Here is an 18,254-nt window from a genome sequence, read left to right as displayed (position 1 = left end):
GCGCATCGAGCGGGGTGTATCGGTGCAACGTTGTCCCTTGCCAAGGGAACCGGGTCGCCGCGACGCCAACCATGGTGACCTGAGTGAAGCACGCGCAACCCACAGTCCCCTCCGTCCGCCCCTCGGCCTGTCCGGGGTTGCTGCGCATCGTCCAGGCCAGGGACGGCGGCATCTGCCGGATCAAGCTGCCCTGTGGCCGCCTGGGTTCGAGCCAGGCCCGCGCCGTGGCGGCCGCGGCGACCGCATACGCCGCTGGCGTGATCGAGACGACCAACCGTTCCAACCTGCAGATTCGCGGCGTGAAACCGGGCGGCGAGGGCGCGCTGATCGGGGCCCTGCTGGCCGCCGGCCTGGGCGCGGGCTCCCCCGGCGCCGACGATGTGCGCAACCTGATGGTCAGCCCGCTGGCCGGCCTCGACGGCAGCGCCCTGGTGGATATCTCGCCGCTGGCCGAACGCATCCTCGCGCTGCTGCAAGACCAGACGCGCTTCCACGCCCTGTCGCCCAAGTTCGCCCTGCTGCTGGACGGCGGCGAGGCCATGGCGATGCTCGACCATCCCCACGATCTCTGGCTGTCGGCCATGGGCGATGGCGATCAGGCACTGTTCGCCTTCGGCCTGGCGGGCTGTCCGCCGCACGCCGCTGGCGATGCCCCTGCCCTGGCGGCGGTAGCGCGCGACCAGGTGCCCGCCCTGGTGGAAGCCGTGCTGGCGCTGTTCCTCGAACTGGCGACACCCGAGCAGACGCGCATGCGCCACCTGCTCGCCCAATACCCGGAGGGCGACCTGCTGCTGCGTCTGCAGCAGCGGCTGGACGTTCCCCTGTTGCCGGCCGGCGACTGGTGCCGCCCCACGCCACAGCCCTTCGCCCACCTGGGCACGCACGCCGGCCGCCACGTCGGTGGCGCCCCCGCACTGGGCCGGCTGGGGGCCGCTCAGCTCCAGGCGCTGGCCGAACTCGCCGACGACCTGGGCGACGGCAGCCTGCGCCTGACGCCCTGGCAATCCCTGCTGCTGCCCAACGCGCGGCACCCTGACGCGGTCCTGCGGGCCATGGGGCGACTGGGCCTTGCCACCGGGGCGAGCGAGCCCTTCGCGCGGCTGGTCGCCTGCACCGGTTCCGCCGGCTGCACCCGGGGCCTGGCCGACACCAAGGCCGACGCCCTGGCCCTGGCGCCGCGGCTGCCGGCGGACGCCGTGGTGCACCTCAGCGGCTGCCCGCGCTCCTGCGCCGCCGCCCATGTGGCGCCGTTTACCCTGCTGGCCAGCGGCCCGGGGCGCTATGACCTGTACCAGCGTGGCGGCGCCGGCTTCGGCCGGCTGCTGGCGCGCGACCTCAGCATCCAAGAGGCCGGCGAACGGCTGGCCACGCCTCCTGACACCTGGAGTTCCACCCCATGATCGAATACATCCGCGATGGTCAGGAGATCTATCGCAACTCCTTCTCCATCATCCGCGCCGAGGCCGATCTCAGCGGTATTCCCGCCGACCTGGAAAAGCTCGCGGTGCGGGTGATCCACGCCTGCGGCATGGTCGACGTGGTGGCGGACCTGCGCTTCTCGCCCGGCGCGGGCAGCGCCGGCCGCGCGGCGCTCGCCGCTGGCGCGCCGATCCTCTGCGATGCGCGCATGGTGGCCGAAGGCATCACCCGCGCGCGCCTGCCGGCGGACAACCGGGTCATCTGCACCCTCAACGATCCGGGCGTGCCGGAGCTGGCCCGCGAACGCGGCAATACCCGCTCGGCGGTAGCGCTGGAGCACTGGCGCGAGCATCTGGAAGGCAGCGTGGTGGTGATCGGCAATGCCCCCACCGCGCTCTTCTACCTGCTGGAAATGCTCGATGCCGGCGCCCCCAGACCGGCGCTGATCCTCGGCTTCCCGGTGGGTTTCGTCGGCGCGGCGGAATCCAAGGACCTGCTCGCCGCCGACAGCCGTGGCGTGCCCTACGTGATCGTACGCGGGCGGCGCGGCGGCAGCGCCATGGCGGCGGCGGCGGTCAACGCCCTGGCCACGGAGGTGGAATGATGGAACGCAAGGGACGGCTGATCGGCCTGGGCGTGGGCCCCGGCGACCCCGAACTGATCACCCTCAAGGCCCTGCGCCTGCTGCAGTCGGCCGCCGTGGTCGGCTATTTCGTGGCCAAGGCGAAGGCCAGCCAGGGCCAGGGCGGCAATGCCTTCGGCATCATCGAGCAGCACCTCGGCGAGACGCAGCAGCGCATGCCTCTGGTCTACCCGGTGACCACCGAGAAGCTGGAACCGCCGCTGTCCTACGAGACCGTGATCAGCGACTTCTACGACACCGCCGCCGCACAGGTCGCCCAGCATCTGGACGCCGGTCGCGACGTGGCGGTGATCTGTGAGGGCGACCCATTCTTCTACGGCTCCTACATGTACCTGCACGACCGCCTGGCCGCGCGCTACGAGGTGGAAGTGGTGCCCGGCGTGTGCTCCATGCTGGGCAGCGCGGCGGTGCTCGGCGTGCCCCTGGTGTACCGCAACCAGAGCCTCTCGGTACTCTCCGGCGTGTTGCCGGAAGACGAACTCAAGACGCGCCTCGCTGACGCCGAAGCCGCCGTGGTGATGAAGCTCGGGCGCAACTTCGACAAGGTGCGCCGGGTGCTGCAGCAGCTCGGCATCGCCGACCGCGCTCACTACGTGGAGCGCGCCACCATGGCCAACCAGCGCATCGTGCCGCTGGACGAGGTGGACCCCATGGCCTCGCCCTACTTCTCGATGATCGTCATCCCCGGCCAGCAGTGGAGAGGCTGATGCAACAGCGCAACGCACCGGCCATCCTGCTTCTCGGCGCGAGCGGCCTGCCGGTCGCCCGGAAAATCCAGGCGCTTTATCCACAGGCGCGCATCCTCGGCCTCGCCGGCCGGGTCGAAGGCGCCGACGCCCACTACGCGGAGTTCGGAGAAACCCTGCGCGGGCTCTATCGCGAGGACACGCCGATCATCGCCCTGTGCGCCGCCGGCATCGTCATCCGCACCCTGGCACCGTTGCTGGCGAGCAAGGGTGCCGAGCCACCGGTACTGGCCCTGGCGGAGGACGGCAGCGCCGTGGTGCCGCTGCTCGGCGGCCTTGGCGGGGTCAACCGCATGGCGCGGGAAATCGCCGCCGCGCTGGACGTGGCGCCGGCCATCACCACCAGCGGCGAACTGCGCTTCGGCACCTGCCTGCTGGACCCGCCGGCGGGCTATGCCCTGGCCGATATCGAGCAGGGCAAGCGCTTCGTCGCCGACCTGCTCGGCGGGGAAAACGTGCGGGTCGAAGGTGCCGCGCCCTGGCTGGAGGACGCCCGTCTGCCCCTGGCCGAGACGGCGCGACGGGTCATCCAGATCACCGCCGAGGCTCGTCCCGCCGAACGCGACGAACTGCTCATCCACCCCCGCGTCGTCCTCGCCCGCATCCATGGCGACGTAACGGCCGACAGCCTGCACGAGGCGCTATCCACCGCCGGGCTGGCGCCGCAGGCACTGGCCTGCCTGCTGGCGCCTCGCGAGCGCATGACGGATGCCGCCTTGGCGGCCAGCGCCGCCGCACTCGGTGTGCCGTTGCGCTTCATCGAGGGCGAAGCGGCCCTGCCCCCCTTGCATCATCAGGGCGAAACCCTGGACCTCCACCTCGCGGCGCAACCGCTGGACCCGAAGGATTTCGGCCAGCCGCGCGGACGCCTGAGCGTGATCGGCCTCGGCCCCGGCGCCGCCGAATTCATGGTGCCGGCCGCGCGCAGGGCCCTGGACGAGGCCGAGGACCTGCTCGGCTACGACACCTACATCCGCATGGCCGGACCGTTGCGCCCCGGCCAGGTGGCCCACTGCACCGACAACCGTGAAGAACTGCAGCGTGCCCGCCACGCGTTCGAGCTGGCCGCCAGCGGCCGCCGCGTGGTGGTGGTGTCCTCCGGCGATCCGGGGGTGTTCGCCATGGCCGCCGCCGTGCTCGAAGCCCTCGACGACGCCCGCGATCCCGACTGGCTGCGGGTGGAGCTGCAGGTGTACCCCGGCGTTTCCGCCGCCCTGGCCACGGCGGCCAAGGCCGGTGCGCCGCTGGGCCACGACTTCTGCCTGATTTCCCTGTCGGACAACCTCAAGCCCTGGGCCGTGATCGAGGACCGCCTCGACCATGCCGCCGCCGCCGACCTGGCCATGGCCTTCTACAACCCGATTTCCCGGGCCCGCCCCTGGCAACTGGGCCGCGCCCTGGACATCGTCGCCCGCCACCGCAAGCCGGAAACGGTGGTGGTGCTGGGCCGGGATATCGGCCGCCCGGCGGAAAAGCTCACGCTCACCAGCCTCGGCGAACTGACCCCGGATCAAGTGGACATGCGCACCCTGGTGATCGTCGGCTCGTCGCTGACCCGCCGCGTGCCCAAGGGCAATGGCGAGGATTGGGTGTATACGCCGCGCTGGTATCGCTGAGCGCTCCCCCGGGATGGCGTAGAGCGAAGCGAAACCCATGCCGATCTCCATGGAGACGCCTCGTTATCGTACAACCACCATCCGTCGCCCTTTCCCCTGACGTCCCCAGCGCCCTTGAACTAAAGCCTTATACGCGTTGACAACGGCGAAGCAGCCTGTTGATAATCGCCGCCATGTTGTACGACAACGTATAACAGAGCATAAGAACAAGACTGCCACAGGGGCCCACCATGACCCTCGACTTCCCAGGCTTCACTGCATCCCGCCAGGCCTGCGCCAGCCAGGCCATTCTCCCGTTTTCCCGGCGCGCCCGACTGGCGCCCAGCGGATTCGCCGACGGCTAGCCGCGGCTGATACCTGGCCACCCGGCCAGATCATGCCCTGAGTCCAGGGCCACACCTTGCCCCCACCCTGTCGATGTGCGCACGCCGCGCGCAGGGGCCGGCTCAACCCAAGAAACCCCGGAGCACAACAACAATGATCCTCCGCACCGCCCTTCACTCCACCCTCCTGGGGGCCGGCAGCCTCGCCTGCGGCCTCGCCCTGTTGCCCGCCAGCGTCCACGCCGCCGGCTTCGCCGAAGACGCCAAGGTCGGCCTGAACCTGCGCAACTTCTACATCAACCGCAACTTCGTGAACCCGACCAACCCCCAGGGCAAGGCCGAGGAATGGACCCAGAGCTTCATCCTCGACGCCCGCTCCGGCTTCACCGAAGGGCCGGTGGGGTTTGGCGTGGACCTGCTCGGCCTGCTTGCGGTCAAGCTCGACGGCGGCAAGGGCACCCGCGGCACCCAGTTGCTGCCGGTGCATGACGACGGCCGCCCAGCCGACGACTTCGGCCGCCTGGCCGCGGCCGGCAAGATGCGCGTGTCGAAGACCGAGTTGAAAGTCGGCGAATGGATGCCGGTGCTGCCGATCCTCCGCGCCGACGACGGCCGCTCCCTGCCGCAGACCTTCCAGGGCGGCCAGGTCACCTCCCAGGAGCTCGACGGCCTGACCCTGTACGGCGGCCAGTTCCGCCAGAACAGCCCGCGCAACGACGCCAGCCTGGAAGATATGTCGATGAACGGCCGCGCCGCCTTCACCTCGGACCGCTTCAACTTCGCCGGCGGCGAGTACGCCTTCAACGAGAAGCGCACCCTGGTCGGCCTGTGGTACGCCGAGCTGGACGACATCTACCAGCAGCAGTACCTGCAACTGACGCACAGCCAGCCCGTGGGCGACTGGACCCTGGGCGCCAACCTCGGCTACTTCGACGGCAAGGAGAACGGCAGCGCCCTGGCCGGCGACCTGGACAACCGCACCTGGTCCGCCCTGCTCTCCGCCAAATACGGCGGCAACACCTTCTCCCTCGGCCTGCAGAAGGTCAGCGGCGACAACGCCTGGATGCGCGTCAACGGCACCAGCGGCGGCACCCTGGCCAACGACAGCTACAACTCCAGCTTCGACAACGCCAAGGAAGAGTCCTGGCAACTGCGCCACGACTACAACTTCGCTGCCCTCGGCGTGCCCGGGCTGACCCTGATGAACCGCTACATCAGCGGCGAGGACGCCCACATCGGCACGGTGACCGACGGCAAGGAATGGGTGCGCGAGACCGAGCTGGCCTATGTCGTGCAGTCAGGGGTGTTCAAGGCGCTCAGCGTGAAGTGGCGCAACGCGAGCGTCCGCCGCGACTTCAGCAACAACGAGTTCGACGAGAACCGCCTGATCATCAACTACCCGCTGTCGATTCTCTGATGCGCCGACCGGGATGGGGCTCCCTTCATCCCGGCTTTCCTCAAGGCACCTTCGGGTGCCTTTTTTCTTGGTTCTTCGCGGAGTCTGGGGGAAGAGCGCGTTGACAGTCAGGGAAGTGGGTAAATTGGCAGTCGCCAAACGAACCAACCCCCACTCCCTGCTGCCGCCGTGCATCCTATTGATCTTGCCCAGTTCTGGCCAGGCTACGAAGTCGTCGCCTGTCGCCCCTCTGCCGACAACACCCTGCTGATCGAACTCAAGCCTCGAGCCGACGCCATCCCCGAATGTGGGCGCTGCGGCCAAGCTTGTCCGCTGATCCATGAGTGCCGACTGCGTCGGGTACGCGATCGCGACTTGCTCGACCAGCGCGTTCTGCTCCAGGTGCCGGTGCGCCGCGTTGACTGCCTGCGCTGTGGGCGGGTGACCGAGCGGATCGCCTGGCTGGAGCCGGCGTCACGCCTGACGCGGCGCTTGCAGGCCTGGCTCGAGGCTTTGCTGCAACTGCTGCCGATCAGCCACGTCAGCCGCCTCACCGGCTTGCACTGGCACACGCTCAAGCAGCTCGATAAACGTCGCCTGGAAGCCGCCGTCGGCGCGTTCGATCCGGGCGAGGTGCGCCGGTTGGTGATGGACGAGTTCGCCCTGCACAAGGGCCATCGCTACGCCACGGTGATCATGGATGCCGAGCGGACACGGGTGCTGTGGGTGGGGCATGGCAACAGCCGTGAGGCGATTCGTCCGTTCTTCGAGCTGCTCGGCGAGCGCTGCCAACAGATCGAGGCGGTGGCGATGGACATGAACACCGCGTTCGACCTGGAGGTGCAGCGGCATTGCCCGCAGGCCGAAGTGGTGTACGACCTCTTCCATGTGGTGGCGCGCTACGGCCGCGAGGTGATCGACCGCATCCGGGTCGACCAGGCCAACCTGCTGCGCCAGGACAAACCGGCGCGCAAGGTGGTCAAGCAGAGCCGCTGGCTGTTGCTGCGCAACCGCGAGAGTCTGAAGGACGGGCAAGCCGTGCAGTTGCAGGAGCTACTCGACGCCAACCAGCCGCTGGCCACGGTCTACGTGCTCAAGGATGCCCTGAAGGAAGTCTGGTACGCCCCCACTGTGCGAGAGGGCTGGCGGCGCTGGCGAAGTTGGCTACGGCATGCTCGGGACAGCGGTCTGGCGCCGCTCCAACGCTTTGCCCGGAATCTGCGCAAATACGCCCGGGGCATCCTCGCCAGCGCCCGCTTCCCCCTGCACACCAGCGTCCTGGAAGGCGTGAACAACCGCATCAAGGTGATCAAACGGATGGCCTACGGCTTCCGGGACTCCCACTACTTCTTCCTGAAAATCAAGGCCGCCTTCCCCGGGAAAGCGCGATGAACCTTTTTCTTGGCAGGGATTCAAGCGCAGGCCAGGTAGGTTGGCGCCGAGGAACGAGGCCCAACGCGGCAAAGCCCGACCTCGCAGTGTTGGGTTTCGTACCTCAACCCAACCTACGGGAGGCCTGCGGCGCCTAAAAAAAATCGGCGCACTCGTGGTGCGCCGTCGCCGCGAATCTGCAGCTCAGTCCGTGGGAGTAATCCGGCGCCAGGCGTGTGGCCCGGCGCCGTATAGGAAGGCCGCCCGACGCGACCTCCGCTATCTGGGGGCGAGTCAGACCACCGGGGTGAGCAACTCGCCCTTGTCCGTGAAAGCCCGCAGGTTGGCGAACACCAGTTCCTCCATCTGCAAGCGGGTTTCCTCGGTGCCGCTGCCGATATGCGGCGCCAGCACCAGGTTATCCAGCGCCAGCAAGGCGTCTGGCACCTGCGGTTCGGCCTCGAACACATCCAGCCCGGCACCGCCCAGGCGCCCTTCCAGCAACGCCGCCACCAGTGCGGTTTCGTCCACCACCGAACCCCGGGAGACATTGACCAGGATGCCCTCCGGCCCCAGGGCGTCGAGCACCGGCGCCGAAATCAGGTGATGGGTGGCGGCGCCGCCCGGACAGGTCAGCACCAGGAAGTCGGACCAGCGCGCGAGCGCCAGCAGGTCCGCTTCGAAGCCGTAGGGCGCGTCGGCATCCGGCCGGCGATTGTGGTAGCGCACCTGCATGTCGAAGCCGCTTGCCCGGCGCGCCACGTCCTTGCCAATGCGGCCGAGCCCGACGATGCCCAGCCGCTTGCCGCTGACCTTGCGCGCCAGGGGGAAGTTGCCGGCGGTCCAGAGGCCCGCGCGAACGAAGCGATCCGCCGCGCTGATGCGCCGCGCGCAGTCGATCACCAGGCCCATGGCCAGGTCCGCCACGCAGTCGTTGAGCACGTCCGGCGTGTAGCTGACCTGGATGCCGCGCTGCCGCGCCGCCTCCACCGCGATGGCGTCGTAGCCGACGCCGAAGCTGCAGATGGCGCGAACGTTCGGCAGGCGTTCCAGCATGGCGGCGGAACAGCCGAAGCGCGCCGAGGTGACGACGATGTCGAAGCCGGCGCCCTGCCCGTCGAGAAAGGCCAGGGCATCGCCCTGGCACCACAGCGGCACGACCGCGTGCTCGCTGGCGAGGCGCCGGTTGAAGCGTTCGGTCAGCGGGCCGACCTGGAGGATTCTGCAGTCCATCCCGATGCTCCTTGGTATTCCGGCCTTCAGGTGATGGGCGCCGGGTTGAACAGGGTCAGGTCGTTGTGCAGCCGGTGCTTCTCGGCCCAGGTGCGTTCCTTGCCGCTGGCCACGTCCAGGTAGTAGCGGAACAGCTCCCACCCCAGTTCCTCCAGGCTGATGCGCCCCGAGGTGATGCGCCCGGCATCGACATCGATCAGGTCCGGCCAGCGCTCAGCGAGCTGGGTGCGGGTGGACACCTTGATCACCGGCACCATCGCCAGGCCGTAAGGCGTACCGCGCCCGGTGGTGAACACGTGCAGGTTCATGCCGGCGGCCAGTTGCAGGGTGCCGCAGACGAAATCGCTGGCCGGGGTGGCGCAGTACTGCAGGCCCTTGCCGCGCACGCGCTCGCCAGGGGCGACCACGCCGGCGATGGCGCTGTTGCCGGACTTGGCGATGGAGCCCATGGCCTTCTCGACGATGTTGTTCAGCCCGCCCTTCTTGTTGCCCGGCGTGGTGTTGGCGCTGCGATCGGCCATGCCACGGGCGAGGTAGCGGTCGTACCAGTCCATCTCGCGCACCAGGGCCTGGGCCACCTCAGCCGTCGCGGCGCGCGGGGTCAGCAGGTGGATGCCGTCGCGCACTTCGGTGTTTTCCGAGAACATCACGGTGGCGCCGGCACGCACCAGCAAGTCGGCGGCCACACCCAGGGCCGGGTTGGCGGTGACGCCGGAGAAGGCGTCGCTGCCGCCGCACTGCATGCCCAGCACCAGCTCCGAGGCCGGGCAGGTTTCCCGACGGCGCTGGTCGAGCACCTTCAGGCGATCCTCGATCATGCCCATGATCTGCTCGACCATGCCGGCGAAGCCGCTGTCCGAATCCTGCAGGCGGAACAGCCAGGCGTCCTCGTCCTGGCCGGCGGTGAGGGCGTCGCCGGGCATCAGTTGCTCGGCCTGCAGCTTCTCGCAGCCAAGGCCGATCACCAGCGCCTGGCCGCCGAGGTTGGGGTTGCGCGCGATGTTGTGCAGGGTGCGGATCGGGATCACCGCATCCGGCGCGTTGATGGCCACGCCGCAGCCGTAGCTGTGGGTCAGGGCGATGACGTCATCGACATGCGGGTACTTGGGCAGGATTTCCTGGCGCACCCGCTGGACACAGTGGTCCAGCACGCCGGTGACGCACTGCACGGTGGTGGTGACGCCGAGGATGTTGCGGGTGCCGACGCTGCCGTCCGGATTGCGGAAACCCTCGAAGGTGTAGCCCGGAAGCTCCGCCAGGGGCGGCGGTACGGCGGTGGCCATGGGCAGGCGGTCCAGGCCGGGCGCCTCGGGGATGCTCAGCAGCTCCTCGCGCACCCAGCTGCCTCGGGGGATATCCCGCAGGGCATGGCCGATGACCGTGCCGTAGCGCAGCACGGCGCCGCCGGCGGGGATGTCCACCAGGGTGACCTTGTGGCTCTGGGGAATGGCTTCACGGGTGACCAGCCCATCGGGGAACTGGCCGCCCTCGGCCACGCCCTGCTCGTTGATGACAATGGCGACGTTGTCATCGGGGTGCAGGCGCACGTGGCGCGGGGAGTCCTGGTGTTGGATCAACTGCATGACTGACTCCATTGTTGTTCTCGGGGTGAGGCGGTGGACGTTCGTAGGGTGGATCACGCTTCACCGATCCACCATCGGGAGTGGGATCGGCGCCGATGGTGGACATGAAGAGCGATGTCCACCCTACGGGTCAGCTTGGTTCTCGCTTCAGCGCACCAGGCAGGGACGCTTGTTGTCGAAGGTCCAGTTCGGCACCAGGAACTGCATGGCCACCGCGTCGTCGCGGGCGCCCAGGCCCTTGGCCTTGTACAACGCATGGGCCTTGGCCAGTTCGTCCGTGTCCAGCTCGACGCCCAGGCCCGGCTTCTGCGGCACGGCCACCTTGCCGTTGACGATACGCAGCGGTTCCTTGGTCAGGCGCTGGCCGTCCTGCCAGATCCAGTGAGTGTCGATGGCGGTGATCCGGCCCGGCGCGGCCGCGGCGACGTGGGTGAACATCGCCAGGGAAATGTCGAAGTGGTTGTTGGAGTGCGAGCCCCAGGTCAGGCCCCAGTCGTTGCACATCTGCGCCACCCGCACCGAACCTTGCATGGTCCAGAAGTGCGGGTCGGCCAGGGGGATGTCCACCGATTGCAGGGAAATGGCGTGGCCCATCTGGCGCCAGTCGGTGGCAATCATGTTGGTCGCGGTGGGCAGGCCGGTGGCACGGCGGAACTCGGCCATCACCTCGCGGCCGGAATAGCCGTTCTCGGCACCGCAGGGATCTTCGGCGTAAGCCAGTACAGGGTGCTGGTCGCGGCACAGGGCGATGGCCTGCTTGAGCGACCACGCACCATTCGGGTCGAGGGTGATGCGCGCCTCGGGGAAGCGCTCGGCCAGCGCGGTCACCGCTTCGATTTCCGCTTCGCCCGGCAATACGCCGCCCTTGAGCTTGAAGTCGTTGAAGCCGTAGCGGGCGTGGGCCGCCTCGGCCAGGCGCACCACCGCCTCGGGGGTCAGCGCCTCTTCGTTGCGCACGCGGAACCAGGCGTCATCGGCATCGGCCTCGCTGCGGTAGCCGAGGTCGGTCTTGTTGCGGTCGCCGATGTAGAACAGGTAGCCGAGCATCTCCACCTCGTCGCGCTGCTGGCCTTCGCCGAGCAGGGCCGCCACCGGCACGTCCAGGTGCTGGCCCAGCAGGTCGAGCAGCGCCGCTTCCAGCGCGGTGACGGCATGGATGGCGATGCGCAGGTCGAAGGTCTGCAGGCCACGGCCGCCGGCGTCGCGGTCGGCGAAGGCCTGGCGCACCTGGTTGAGCAGGCGCTGGTAGTGGCCGATGGACTGGCCCACGAGCAGGCCGCGGGCATCTTCCAGGGTCTGGCGAATGGCTTCGCCGCCGGGCACTTCGCCGACGCCGACATGGCCGGCGTTGTCCTTGAGGATCACCACGTTACGGGTGAAGTACGGACCGTGGGCGCCGCTGAGGTTCATCAGCATGCTGTCCTGGCCGGCCACCGGGACGACGGTGAGTTCGGTGATACGCGGCGTGCCGCTGGGCAGGTTGTGTGGGGTCATCTCGCAGTCCTTCTTGTCATTAGCGGGCCGGGCTGGCGGCGGGCGCTTCGCCGGCCGACGGAGCCTCGGGTTCGGGCGTTGCGCCCTTGAGCTCGATGCGCTTGATCTCGCCGACGATGAACAGGTAGCTGAAGGCGGCGACGAAGGCGTTGATGCCAACGAAGACCAGGGCCCACTTGAAGGAACCGGTGGCGGCGATGATGTAGCCAATGACGATGGGGGTGGAGATCGACGACAGGTTGCCGCAGGTGTTGAAGATGCCGCCGGAGAGGCCGGCGATCTGCTTGGGCGAGGTGTCCGACATCACCGCCCAGCCGAGGGCGCCGATGCCCTTGCCGAAGAAGGCCAGGGCCATGAAGCCCACCACCATCCAGTCGGCGTCCACGTAGTTGCACAGGATCATGCTCATGGACAGCAGCATGCCGCAGACGATCGGGGTCTTGCGCGCCACGCTGAGGCTATGGCCGCGACGCAGCAGCCAATCGGAAAGCACGCCGCCGAGTACGCCGCCGATGAAGCCGCAGATGGCCGGCAGGGAGGCGATGATGCCCGCCTTGAGGATGGTCATGCCGCGTTCCTGCACCAGGTACACCGGGAACCAGGTGAGGAAGAAGTAGGTGAGCGCGTTGATGCAGAACTGGCCCAGGTAGATGCCGGCCATCATGCGGTTGCTCACCAGTTGCTTGACGTGCTCCCACTTCGGCCCGTTGCCCGGCAGGCGACGGTTCTGGTCCATGTCCACCAGGGCGCCATTGCTGGCGAGATGATCGATCTCGGCCTGGTTGATCAGCGGGTGTTCCTTGGGGTTGTAGATGAACTTCAGCCAGACCCCGGAGAACAGGATGCCGATCACCCCCATGACGATGAACACGTGCTCCCAGCCGAAGCTGTGGACGATCCAGCCCATCAGCGGGGCGAAGATCACGGTGGCGAAGTACTGCGCGGAGTTGAAGATCGCCGAAGCGGTGCCGCGCTCGGCGGTGGGGAACCAGGCGGCGACGATGCGCGCGTTGCCGGGGAAGGACGGCGCTTCGGCGAAGCCCACCAGGAAGCGCAGCATGAACAGGGTCATCACCGACCAGGCGATGGGCACCACGTCGACGAAGCCCTGCAACAGGGTGAACACCGACCAGGTGAAGATGCTGAAGGCATAGACACGCTTGGAGCCGAAGCGGTCGAGGAGCCAGCCGCCGGGAATCTGGCCGAGCACATAGGCCCAGCCGAAGGCGGAGAAGATGTAGCCGAGCATGACGGCGTCGATGCCCAGGTCCTTCTGCATGGCGGAGCCGGCGATGGAAATGGTGGCACGGTCGGCATAGTTGATCGTGGTCACCAGGAACAGCATGAGCAGGATCAGGTAGCGCACACGGGTTCTTTGCAGTGTCTGGCCCATGGTTCTTCTCTCTGAATTGTTCTTGTCGAAGAGCTCGCGCGGCTGGCGCGCGAGGGTTGTGCATTCCGCAGGCAGCGGACGGGTGTCAGAACCTCGGCTTGCTGATCTTCCAGGCCGGGTCGTACTTGCGCATCTGCCGTGCGTCGTCGCGACTACGGATGTCGATGGACAGGAACTGCTCATGCAGCTTGGCCAGTTGATCCTGGTCCAGCTCGACACCCAGGCCGGGCGCGCGAGTGATGCTCACGCACCCGTTGCGGATCGGCAGTTTGCCACCCTTGATGACCTCCTCGTCCTCTTCCTGCCAGGGGTAGTGGGTGTCGCAGGCGTAGGTGAGGTTGGGCACCGCGGCGGCCACGTGGGTCATGGCCATCAGGCTGATGCCGAGGTGCGAGTTGGAGTGCATCGACAGGCCGAGGCCGAAGGTGTCGCACATCCGCGCCAGCGCCTGGGTATCCCGCAGGCCGCCCCAGTAGTGGTGGTCGGCGAGGACGATCTGCACGCTGTTCAGCGCCACGCTGCGGCGGAACTCGTCGAAGTCGGTGACCACCATGTTGGTGGCCAGGGACAGACCGGTGCGCTCGTGCAGCTCAGCCATGCCTTCCAGGCCGGGAGTCGGGTCCTCGTAGTACTGCAGGTCGTCGCCGAGCAGCTCGGCCATGCGCACGGCGGTTTCCAGCGACCAGTTGCCGTTGGGGTCGATGCGCAACGGGTGATCGGGGAAGGCCTTCTTCAACGCCTTGATGCAGGCGACTTCGTGCTCCGGCTGCAAGGCACCGGCCTTGAGCTTGATGCTCTGGAAGCCGTGGGCCTCGATCATGCGCGCGGCCTGGGCGACGATCTGCGCCTCGGACAGGGCTTCGCCCCAGGAGTCCGGCGCGTAGGGCGCGTCGATGTGCTCGGCGTACTTGAAGAACAGGTACGCGCTGAAAGGCACCTCGGTGCGCACGGCACCGCCCAGCAGGTCGACCAGGGGCAAGCCCAGGGAGCGCGCCTGCAGGTCGAGGAAGGCCACCTCGAAGGCGGAATAGGCGTTGGCCACCTGCTTGCTGGGATGGGAGCCGGGCGCCAGTTCGGCACCGGCCCTGGCCGGCCCGAGGCGGGCGACCGTCTGCACGACGCGGGCGCGCAGGCCGTTGAGGTCGAAGGCGTCCAGCCCGACCAGGCTGTCCTGCATGGCTTGCAGCACGGCCAGGACCGGCGCGTCGCCGTAGCTTTCGCCGAGGCCGACATGGCCGTTGTCGCCTTCCACCTCGATGATCGAGCGCAGCGCGAAGGGTTCGTGGATACCGCTGGCGTTGAGCAGCGGCGCATCGCGAAAGGCGATGGGGGTAACTCTGACTCGTTTGATCTTCACGACCGATTCCTACCTGTGCTTGTTGTTGTACCGGTAGTTGCTGTTGAAGCGCGGGGCAGAGGCTGCCCCGCGATGTGCCGACGCGTCGGATCAGCCGCCGATGTAGGTGGTCTTCACCGTGGTGTAGAACTCCTGGGCGTAGCGCCCCTGTTCGCGCGGGCCGTAGGACGAACCTTTGCGACCACCGAATGGCACGTGGTAATCCACCCCGGCAGTGGGCAGGTTGACCATGACCATGCCGGCCTGGGCATGACGCTTGAAGTGGTTGGCGTACTTCAGCGAAGTGGTGGCGATGCCGGCCGACAGACCGAACTCGGTGTCGTTGGCCAGCGCCAGCGCCTCTTCGTAGTTGGCTACGCGGATGACGTTGGCCACCGGACCGAAGATTTCCTCGCGGCTGATGCGCATCTCCGCGTCGCTGTCGGCGAACAGCGTCGGGGCCATGAAGTAGCCCTCGGTCTCGCAGCGCACCCGCTCGCCACCGACCACCAGACGCGCGCCTTCGCCGCGGCCGATTTCGATGTAGCCGAGATCCTGCTCCAGTTGCGCCTGGGACACCACCGGGCCGATGTCGACGCCGCTCTGCAGCGCGTGGCCGACGCGGATAGCGCGCATGCGTTCGGCCATGGCTTCGACGAAGCGGTCATGGATACCGGCGGTGACGATCAGGCGGCTGCTGGCGGTGCAACGCTGGCCGGTGGAATAGAAGGCGCTTTGCACGGCGAGCTCGACGGCGGTCTTGAGGTCGGCGTCGTCGAGGATCACCTGCGGGTTCTTGCCACCCATTTCCAGCTGGACCTTGGCGCCACGGGCCACGCAGGCAGCGGCGATGCCACGGCCCACACCCACCGAGCCGGTGAAGCTGATGCCGTCGACGCGCGGGTCATTGACCAGGGCCTCGCCGACCACCCGGCCGCTGCCCATCACCAGGTTGAACACCCCGGCGGGGAAGCCGGCGCGGGAGATGATCTCGGCCAGGGCCCAGGCGCTGCCGGGCACCAGGTCCGCCGGCTTGAACACCACGCAGTTGCCGTGGGCCAGCGCCGGGGCGATCTTCCAGGCGGGAATGGCGATGGGGAAGTTCCACGGGGTGATCAGGCCGATCACGCCCAGGGGCTCGCGGGTGACTTCCACCGACACGCCGGGACGTACCGAGGGCAGTACCTCGCCGGCAAGGCGCAGGCATTCGCCGGCGAAGAACTTGAAGATATTGCCGGCGCGGCTCACCTCGCCAATGGCTTCGGGCAGGGTCTTGCCCTCCTCCCGCGCCAGCAGGGTGCCCAGCTCCTCGCGGCGGGCGAGGATCTCGCTGCCCACCTTGTCCAGGGCATCGGCGCGGGCCTGGATGCCGGACACCGACCAGGCCGGAAAGGCCGCACGGGCCGCCGCGATGGCCTGGGTCACCTGGGCGGCGTCGGCCTGGGCGTACTCGCCCAGGCAGTCACTCAGGTCGGAGGGATTGATGTTGCGCGACCAGCCACTGCCAGTCACCCATTCCCCGCCGATGTAGTTGTCGTAGCGCTTGTCAGTCACGGGTCTTCTCCTGGTGGCGGATCACTGCGCGCCCTGGGCGTCGATCAGCGCGGCGAGGCGCTCGTACTCGTCCGGCAGCAGGTCGGTCAGCGGCGCACGGACCGGGCCGGCGTCATGGCCGACGATGCGCGCGCCGGCCTTCACGATGCTGACGGCATAGCCGGCGCGGCGGTTGCGGATGTCCAGGTAAGGCAGGAAGAAATCGTCGATCAGCCTGGCCACGGTGGCGTGGTCGTCGGCGGCGATGGCCTTGTAGAAGTCCATGGCGGTCTTGGGGATGAAGTTGAACACGGCCGAGGAGTAGACCGGCACGCCCAGCGCCTTGTAGGCGGCGGCATAGACCTCGGCGGTGGGCAGGCCACCCAGGTAGCTGAAGCGGTCGCCGAGGCGACGGCGGATGGAGACCATCAGCTCGATATCGCCCAGGCCGTCCTTGTAGCCGATCAGGTTCGGGCAGCGCTCGGCCAGTTGCTCCAGCAGCGCCGGGGTCAGGCGACAGACGTTGCGGTTGTAGACCACCACGCCGATGTTCACCGACTTGCAGACCTGCTCGACGTGGGCGGCCACGCCTTCCTGGCTGGCTTCGGTCAGGTAGTGCGGCAGCAGCAGCAGGCCCTTGGCGCCAAGGCGCTCGGCCTCCTGGGCGTACTGGATGGCCAGGCGGGTCGGGCCGCCGACGCCGGCGAGGATCGGAACGCTGCCGGCGCACGTGTCGACGGCGGTCTTGATGACGGCGGAGTACTCGTCCGGCGCCAGGGAGAAGAATTCACCGGTACCGCCCGCGGCGAAGAGTGCCGAAGCGCCGTAGGGAGCCAGCCATTCCAGGCGGCGGGCGTAGGTGTCAGCGCGGAAATTGCCGGCAGCGTCGAAGTCGGTGACGGGGAAGGACAGCAACCCGGAGGAGAGGATGGACTTGAGTTCTTGTGGATTCATTATTCGAGCACCCTGCGAAGCGATTTGAGTTGAGCCGGTGATCCGGCTTGAGAGATACGTTATCGTACAACTATAGAAATTGCCAATCCCCACTCATCCCTTCCGCCTGCTTGCCGACCGCTCGTCCGCCACCGCGCCGGAGGATGCCTTCGGCACCCCTCGCGACCTCACCCCTCCGGCTCGGCATAACCGCACCAGAATAGGGCTTTCAGCCGAAGAACGGGTACCCCGCGGAGAGCCCACGCCGTTGGCTCCGGACAGGAAATTTTCCACCTATGTCGCGTTGACAAGCTCAAAAAACCCGGCAGATAATTCACCCACTGTCGTACGACAACATATGACGACGTTTCATAACAACAAGAGATGGAAAGGCCCACACGATGACCCCATCCCAACCCGCATTCCCATGCCTCAAGCGCATCCTGCTCACCGGCGCCGCTGGCGGCCTTGGCAAGGTCCTGCGCGAGAGCGTCCGCCCCTTCGCCGAAGTCCTGCGCCTCTCCGATATCGCCGCCATGACCCCCGCGACCGGCGCCCATGAAGAAGTAATCCCCTGCAACCTCGCCGACAAGGCGGCGGTGGATGCCTTGGTGCAGGGCGTCGACGCCATCCTGCATTTCGGCGGCGTCTCGGTGGAGCGCCCCTTCGAGGAAATACTCGATGCCAATATCCGCGGCGTCTTCCATATCTATGAAGCCGCGCGCCGCCACGGTGTGAAGCGCGTGGTGTTCGCCAGCTCCAACCATGTGATCGGTTTCTATCGCCAGGACCAGCGCCTCGACGCGGCGTCGCCGCGCCGCCCCGATGGTTACTACGGCCTGTCCAAGTCCTATGGCGAGGACATGGCCAGCTTCTACTTCGACCGTTACGGCATCGAGACCGTGAGCATCCGCATCGGCTCCTCCTTCCCCGAGCCGCAGAACCGCCGGATGCTCTCCACCTGGCTGAGCTACGACGACCTGACCCAACTCATCGGCAAGGCGTTGTTCACGCCCGACGTCGGCCACACCGTGGTCTATGGCATGTCCGACAACCGCGACGTCTGGTGGGATAACCGCCTCGCCAGCCATCTGGACTACGCGCCCAAGGACAGCTCCGAGCCCTTCCGCGCCCAAGTGGAAGCACAACCGGCGCCGGCCGACGACGACCCGGTGGCGGTCTACCAGGGTGGCGCCTTCGTCGCGGCCGGGCCGTTCGACTGAGTCCGCCCCCGC

14 protein-coding genes are annotated in these 18,254 nt (G+C 67.8%); 7 read left to right on the top strand and 7 right to left on the bottom strand.

The genetic code is table 11. The features are described 5' to 3' along the window. The first annotated feature begins 83 nt into the window (after positions 1-83). The 6 genes from cobG (at position 84) to PJW05_RS04025 (ending at position 7,535) form a co-directional block, all read left to right on the top strand. On the top strand, positions 84-1,400 hold the full coding sequence (cobG, locus tag PJW05_RS04050; RefSeq protein WP_271410462.1) for a precorrin-3B synthase: 1,317 nt from the start codon (positions 84-86) through the stop codon (positions 1,398-1,400). Next, complete coding sequence (locus PJW05_RS04045) at positions 1,397-2,023, top strand: precorrin-8X methylmutase (protein WP_271410461.1); 627 nt, start codon at positions 1,397-1,399, stop codon at positions 2,021-2,023. The genes cobG and PJW05_RS04045 overlap by 4 nt, the downstream gene beginning before the upstream one ends. Further along, positions 2,020-2,769, top strand: a complete 750-nt coding sequence (locus PJW05_RS04040) for a precorrin-2 C(20)-methyltransferase (RefSeq protein WP_271410460.1) — start codon at positions 2,020-2,022, stop codon at positions 2,767-2,769. Before PJW05_RS04045 ends, PJW05_RS04040 begins: the two co-directional genes overlap by 4 nt. After that, complete coding sequence (cobJ, locus tag PJW05_RS04035; protein ID WP_271410459.1) at positions 2,769-4,424, top strand: precorrin-3B C(17)-methyltransferase; 1,656 nt, start codon at positions 2,769-2,771, stop codon at positions 4,422-4,424. Before PJW05_RS04040 ends, cobJ begins: the two co-directional genes overlap by 1 nt. A 477-nt stretch (positions 4,425-4,901) precedes the next feature. Further along, positions 4,902-6,164 carry an OprD family porin gene (locus tag PJW05_RS04030; RefSeq protein WP_271410458.1) on the top strand — a complete coding sequence of 421 codons (1,263 nt, stop codon included), beginning with the start codon at positions 4,902-4,904 and terminating at the stop codon, positions 6,162-6,164. Between the two features lie 168 nt (positions 6,165-6,332). Continuing rightward, positions 6,333-7,535 carry an ISL3 family transposase gene (locus PJW05_RS04025; RefSeq protein ID WP_271408251.1) on the top strand — a complete coding sequence of 401 codons (1,203 nt, stop codon included), beginning with the start codon at positions 6,333-6,335 and terminating at the stop codon, positions 7,533-7,535. Between the two features lie 273 nt (positions 7,536-7,808). On the opposite strand, the gene PJW05_RS04020 is transcribed toward PJW05_RS04025, so the two are convergent. The 7 genes from PJW05_RS04020 to kdgD all read right to left on the bottom strand — a co-directional run bounded on the left by PJW05_RS04020 (position 7,809) and on the right by kdgD (position 17,040). Further along, entirely contained in the window at positions 7,809-8,747 is a 939-nt protein-coding gene (locus PJW05_RS04020; RefSeq protein WP_271410457.1) for a 2-hydroxyacid dehydrogenase, read from the bottom strand. 26 nt (positions 8,748-8,773) lie between these two features. Next, entirely contained in the window at positions 8,774-10,330 is a 1,557-nt protein-coding gene (gene garD / locus PJW05_RS04015) for a galactarate dehydratase (protein WP_271410456.1), read from the bottom strand. Between the two features lie 147 nt (positions 10,331-10,477). Continuing rightward, positions 10,478-11,824 carry a glucarate dehydratase gene (gene gudD / locus PJW05_RS04010; RefSeq protein ID WP_271410455.1) on the bottom strand — a complete coding sequence of 449 codons (1,347 nt, stop codon included), beginning with the start codon at positions 11,822-11,824 and terminating at the stop codon, positions 10,478-10,480. Positions 11,825-11,843: 19 nt separating this feature from the next. Beyond that, positions 11,844-13,217, bottom strand: coding sequence for an MFS transporter (locus PJW05_RS04005; RefSeq protein WP_271410454.1), 1,374 nt, complete (start codon positions 13,215-13,217; stop codon positions 11,844-11,846). 85 nt (positions 13,218-13,302) lie between these two features. Then, positions 13,303-14,574, bottom strand: coding sequence for a glucarate dehydratase family protein (locus PJW05_RS04000; protein ID WP_271410453.1), 1,272 nt, complete (start codon positions 14,572-14,574; stop codon positions 13,303-13,305). Positions 14,575-14,664: 90 nt separating this feature from the next. Further along, positions 14,665-16,107, bottom strand: coding sequence for an aldehyde dehydrogenase family protein (locus PJW05_RS03995; RefSeq protein ID WP_271410452.1), 1,443 nt, complete (start codon positions 16,105-16,107; stop codon positions 14,665-14,667). Positions 16,108-16,128: 21 nt separating this feature from the next. Further along, complete coding sequence (gene kdgD, locus PJW05_RS03990; protein ID WP_271410451.1) at positions 16,129-17,040, bottom strand: 5-dehydro-4-deoxyglucarate dehydratase; 912 nt, start codon at positions 17,038-17,040, stop codon at positions 16,129-16,131. Between the two features lie 380 nt (positions 17,041-17,420). On the opposite strand from kdgD, the gene PJW05_RS03985 reads away from it, so the two are divergent. Further along, positions 17,421-18,242 carry an NAD-dependent epimerase/dehydratase family protein gene (locus PJW05_RS03985; RefSeq protein ID WP_271410450.1) on the top strand — a complete coding sequence of 274 codons (822 nt, stop codon included), beginning with the start codon at positions 17,421-17,423 and terminating at the stop codon, positions 18,240-18,242. Positions 18,243-18,254 lie beyond the last annotated feature (12 nt).

Source organism: Pseudomonas sp. Q1-7, from assembly GCF_028010285.1.
Classification (GTDB): domain Bacteria; phylum Pseudomonadota; class Gammaproteobacteria; order Pseudomonadales; family Pseudomonadaceae; genus Metapseudomonas.
The sequence above is the reverse complement of the archived record's forward strand: the minus strand, read 5'-3'. Positions and strand labels throughout refer to the sequence as shown.

Coding starts and splice junctions, on each gene's coding strand:
- PJW05_RS04040 (WP_271410460.1), top strand. CDS start 2,020: ATGATGGAACGCAAGGGACGGCTGATCGGCCTGGGCGTGGGCCCCGGC.
- garD (WP_271410456.1), bottom strand. CDS start 10,330: ATGCAGTTGATCCAACACCAGGACTCCCCGCGCCACGTGCGCCTGCAC.
- kdgD (WP_271410451.1), bottom strand. CDS start 17,040: ATGAATCCACAAGAACTCAAGTCCATCCTCTCCTCCGGGTTGCTGTCC.
- PJW05_RS04005 (WP_271410454.1), bottom strand. CDS start 13,217: ATGGGCCAGACACTGCAAAGAACCCGTGTGCGCTACCTGATCCTGCTC.
- gudD (WP_271410455.1), bottom strand. CDS start 11,824: ATGACCCCACACAACCTGCCCAGCGGCACGCCGCGTATCACCGAACTC.
- cobJ (WP_271410459.1), top strand. CDS start 2,769: ATGCAACAGCGCAACGCACCGGCCATCCTGCTTCTCGGCGCGAGCGGC.
- PJW05_RS04045 (WP_271410461.1), top strand. CDS start 1,397: ATGATCGAATACATCCGCGATGGTCAGGAGATCTATCGCAACTCCTTC.
- PJW05_RS04020 (WP_271410457.1), bottom strand. CDS start 8,747: ATGGACTGCAGAATCCTCCAGGTCGGCCCGCTGACCGAACGCTTCAAC.
- PJW05_RS03985 (WP_271410450.1), top strand. CDS start 17,421: ATGACCCCATCCCAACCCGCATTCCCATGCCTCAAGCGCATCCTGCTC.
- PJW05_RS04030 (WP_271410458.1), top strand. CDS start 4,902: ATGATCCTCCGCACCGCCCTTCACTCCACCCTCCTGGGGGCCGGCAGC.